The following is a 4,181-nucleotide window of genomic DNA, read 5'->3' as shown; positions in this document are numbered from 1 at the left end:
TGTTCCATTTTAGAGATTTGTTTAAGATAAGATATAACTCATTGAGATGTGTCATAGTATTCGTCGTTAGAAAACAATTATTGTGACATTATTTCAATGAGTTATCTATTTTTGTCGTGTACAGAGAATATTATTTTAAAAATGCTCTTGCATAAGAGCTATTAATTTTCTCTTTTTCGTTTAGTTCATTTGCAGCATAAAATACAAGATTTGGATTTTTAAGCAACTCTCTTCCATATGCAACAAAATCACAAAAACTATTTTCAAGAAGATATTCACCCTCTTTTGCTGTTGTTATTAAACCAACAGCAATAACAGGAATATCTACACTTTTTTTAATCTCTTTTGCCCAATTAGCTTGATAAAATGGTTCAATTTTTGGTATCTTATCTGGATTTTCTATATTTCCACCACTTGAAACATGAATACAATCAACTCCAACTTTTTCTAACTCTTTACATAAATAAATAGAGTCTTCTATATTCCATCCATTTTGCATCCATTCATCAGCACTAATTCTAACAATAAGGGGTAATTTTACCCTATTTTTTATCTCTTTTGCAGTTTCAATTACTAATCTACACCTATTTTCTAAACTTCCACCATAAATATCATCTCTTTTATTTGTTAAAGGTGATAAAAATTCACACAACAAATATCCATGAGCAGCGTGAAGTTCTACTGAATCATAATTTGCTTTTTCGGCTCTAATTGCAGCATTTACAAACAACTCTTTTATTTTTGTTATCTCTTCAAGACTTAACGCTTTTGGAACTTTATATGGTGATTTTTGACTAAAAGCAATTGAGCTTGGAGCTACACAAATATCATCAACAACTTCAGATTTTCTTCCTGCATGAGCTAATTGTATAGAACTTTTTGCTCCAAATAAGTGTAACTTCTCATTCATTTTTTTATGATTTTCAATTAAAGAATCATCCCAAAGTCCTAATTCAAAAGATGAAACTCTTCCTTTTGGCTCAACTGATGCTGGTTCAACAATAATTAAACCAACATCAGCCATTGCTCTTGAAGTATAGTGAAACATATGGAAATCTTTTAATTCTCCACTATTATCACTTTTATACATACACATAGGTGGCATTACAACTCTATTTTTTAGTTCCAAATCACCTATTTTACCTTTGTTTAATAATAAACTCATTATAGCTCCTTAAATTAAATATATCAAATTATATATACACTAAACTTAAAATTCTCTCTTAAAGTATCTTCAAATTTAGCTAACTCTTTATTTAAATCCAAATCTCCTTTAAAAATATCATGCATAGAGTAAGTTTTAAAGGTTCTAATCCAACAAATTGAAAAGTTTTATGAGTAGCAACATTTGCTTCATCTAGTGATAATCCATCAAAAAAACCATCAGGATTGTTAAACTCACTTTTTGGACAATTATATGTCAAGCTTAGCATATATTTTTTGCCTTTTAGTAATCCACCACTTCCATAAGTTTTGCTATCATCGTTTTTGCTTCTTCCGTCGTTTGCATAGTGTCTTCCTTGAGTAAAAGTCTCATCGAAATATTTTTTTGTAATCCAAGGAACACCCATCCAATAAACAGGATATTGAAACAACACATAATCAGCCCACTCAAACTTCTCACACTCCTCTTTTATATCGTAACCCTTATCTATATTTGTATATTTTATAAGAAAGTTATTTTCTTTGAAAAATTGTGTCGCTTTTTCTAAAATCTTTTCAGTTAATTCACCTTTTGCAACATTTTCATAATATTGGTGTCCATTTAAAATTAAAACTTTTTTCATTTTGTACTCCTTTTAAATTATTCAACAATTATATATAATCAAACTTAACTTTTATATCGATTAAGGCTTTATACAAAGTTTGCAAAAACCACTTGCACCAACTTGAAATTAGAGTAATTACCCTAGCAACCACTCTAGCACCAGCTATTATCTGTTTTTCTAATTTTAAATATCTTTTATCGATAAAAGCCTATACTCTATCTCATAATCTTTATACTCTTGAATTAATTTTTGAGATTTCAAAACTAAAGCCTGATAGTTTATCCGTTTTTCATTTAGTTTTACTTCACAAATTAGAAGTTTCTTATCAATATCATCGATAGCAACTATATCTATCTCATTTTGATTATTTCTCTCCCAATATGAGCCAATAGAAGTGAAAGTTTGTTTCTCTTTTAAGAGTTCCACAAAAAGTTTTTCAAGGAATTTTCCTTGAAAAGTTGAGATATCTCTATAGATAATCTCTTTTAATCTATCGAAATTTTCAGCTTCGATTAGTGATTGGTATTTAAAAATAAATCTAAACCAAAAGGATAAAAAATTATCAACTATCTCATATTTTTGTACTTTTGAGTTTGGTTTAGCATTTATTGGTTTAATTGATTTTATGATGTTATAGTCATTTTCAAGTCGTGATAAATGTCCTGAAATATTTCTTTCCAAAATTGATTCTATTTCACTTCTTGATGTTTTTGAATCAGAGATTAAAGCTAAAATAGAAAAATATGTTCCATACTCTTTTCCAAACTCTTCAATAAGTCTATTTTTTCCCTCTTCCAAAAATATTGAGTTTGGATCAATAATTGTATCTATCATAGATTTTAAATCAAAACTACTGTTTAAGATAAATAGTTCTATATATTTTGCAACTCCACCACTTAGCAAATAAAAATCAAGTAAATTTTTATTTGAATAAGAGTTGTAATCTTTTAAAATCTCCTTTAATACACTTACTTTCAAAGGTTTTAAATCTATTTCCCTTAGATAAGTCTTGGAAAAGTAAGCGTCCATTACCCATAACGATGATTGGAGATGCTGCTCATTTGATGCCTCCTTTTGCAGGACAAGGCGTAAACAGTGGGTTGATGGATGCCTTGATATTGTCGGATAATCTGACCAATGGGAAATTTAACAGCATTGAAGAGGCTATTGAAAATTATGAACAGCAAATGTTTGCTTATGGAAGAGAAGCACAGGCAGAATCAATAATAAACGAAACGGAAATGTTCAGCCTCGACTTTTCGTTCCAAAAACTAATGAATCTATAAAACAGAAAGGCGAGGAAATGAAAGAGAAAATAGTTAAAAAAAACGGAATAAGACTTTTTACCGAAAGTTTTGGATGTGAAAAAGATCCGGCAATACTCTTGATTGCGGGAGCAACGGTATCCATGTTGTATTGGGATGCTGAATTTTGCCAGAAACTATCTGAAAAGGGATTTTTTGTTATTCGCTACGACAATAGGGACGTAGGAAAATCTACTAATTACGAACCGGGTTCAACCCCCTATGATATTGTTGACTTAACCCATGATGCTATTTCAATTTTGGACGGCTATAAAATAGTCAAAGCCAATTTTGTGGGAATTTCACTGGGCGGACTGATTTCTCAAATAGCATCAATAAAATATGCCGACAGGGTAAGTTCAATAACACTAATCTCATCAGGTCCTTGGGGCGACTCAGACCCCACAATTCCTGAAATGGATACGCGTATTTTAGATTTTCACGGAAAAGCTGAAACCGTAGATTGGACAAATGAAGACAGTGTGGCAAATTATTTAATTCAAGGTGCTGAATTGATGAGCGGCAGGAAACAATTTGACAAACAAAGAAGTGAAAAACTGATTAGAGCCGAATTTAAAAGAGCTAATAACTATATAAGTATGTTCAATCATGCGGCACTGCAAGGTGGTGAAGAATACTGGAACAGATTGAGCGAAATCAATCAACCAACCTTAATTGTACACGGAACGGACGATAAAATATGGCATTTTAAGAATTCAGCAGTTTTACTTGAAAAGATAAACGGCTCAAAACTAATAACGCTTGATGGAACCGGACACGAACTACATTTCGAAGATTGGAATAAAATTATTGATGGAATAACGCAACATACAACAAATAACAAAAGAATGAACAAATAGGGTATTATGTATTTCCAAATCAACGGTTTAGAGATTGAAGCTAATATCAATGTGTTCTTTGAATAACATCTTTTGGTGTTTTTTAATAATCATACTACGCAATTTTCTTTTATAAAAGGAAACTCTGTACACGACAAATTTCACAGAACCCTTATCCTATCAGGATTCTGCTTTCTTAAAATTGCCAAAATTTCCTTAAACTCTTCTTTTTTCCCAAAACCAATTAAACGCTGAATCGCCATTTGAAC

General features: G+C 30.8%; 4 protein-coding genes and 1 pseudogene. 2 read left to right on the top strand and 3 right to left on the bottom strand.

All coding sequences use genetic code 11. The features are described from left to right. Positions 1–130 precede the first annotated feature (130 nt). From FTU77_RS15715 to FTU77_RS15705, 3 genes are all read right to left on the bottom strand, one after another. Positions 131–1,165 carry a tRNA-dihydrouridine synthase gene (locus FTU77_RS15715; RefSeq protein WP_169538918.1) on the bottom strand — a complete coding sequence of 345 codons (1,035 nt, stop codon included), beginning with the start codon at positions 1,163–1,165 and terminating at the stop codon, positions 131–133. Between the two features lie 91 nt (positions 1,166–1,256). Then, positions 1,257–1,787 (bottom strand): NAD(P)H-dependent oxidoreductase, encoded by a 531-nt coding sequence (locus tag FTU77_RS15710; protein WP_218944953.1) that lies wholly within the window; start codon positions 1,785–1,787, stop codon positions 1,257–1,259. A 165-nt stretch (positions 1,788–1,952) separates the two neighbouring features. Continuing rightward, a complete protein-coding gene (locus FTU77_RS15705) occupies positions 1,953–2,603 on the bottom strand; it encodes a DUF234 domain-containing protein (RefSeq protein WP_218944954.1) in 651 nt (216 codons plus the stop codon). A 155-nt stretch (positions 2,604–2,758) separates the two neighbouring features. Here FTU77_RS15705 and FTU77_RS15700 point away from each other — a divergent pair. Both FTU77_RS15700 and estT read left to right on the top strand, forming a co-directional pair. Further along, positions 2,759–3,055: pseudogene (locus FTU77_RS15700) on the top strand (FAD-dependent oxidoreductase); the annotation flags it as partial. A gap of 17 nt (positions 3,056–3,072) precedes the next feature. Beyond that, on the top strand, positions 3,073–3,933 hold the full coding sequence (gene estT, locus FTU77_RS15695) for a macrolide hydrolase EstT (protein WP_077782102.1): 861 nt from the start codon (positions 3,073–3,075) through the stop codon (positions 3,931–3,933). The last annotated feature ends 248 nt before the right edge of the window (positions 3,934–4,181 follow it).

It is taken from the genome of Acinetobacter sp. YH12142 (genome assembly GCF_013418435.1).
Classification (GTDB): domain Bacteria; phylum Pseudomonadota; class Gammaproteobacteria; order Pseudomonadales; family Moraxellaceae; genus Acinetobacter; species Acinetobacter amyesii.
This window is presented reverse-complemented; position numbering and strand designations above follow the sequence as displayed.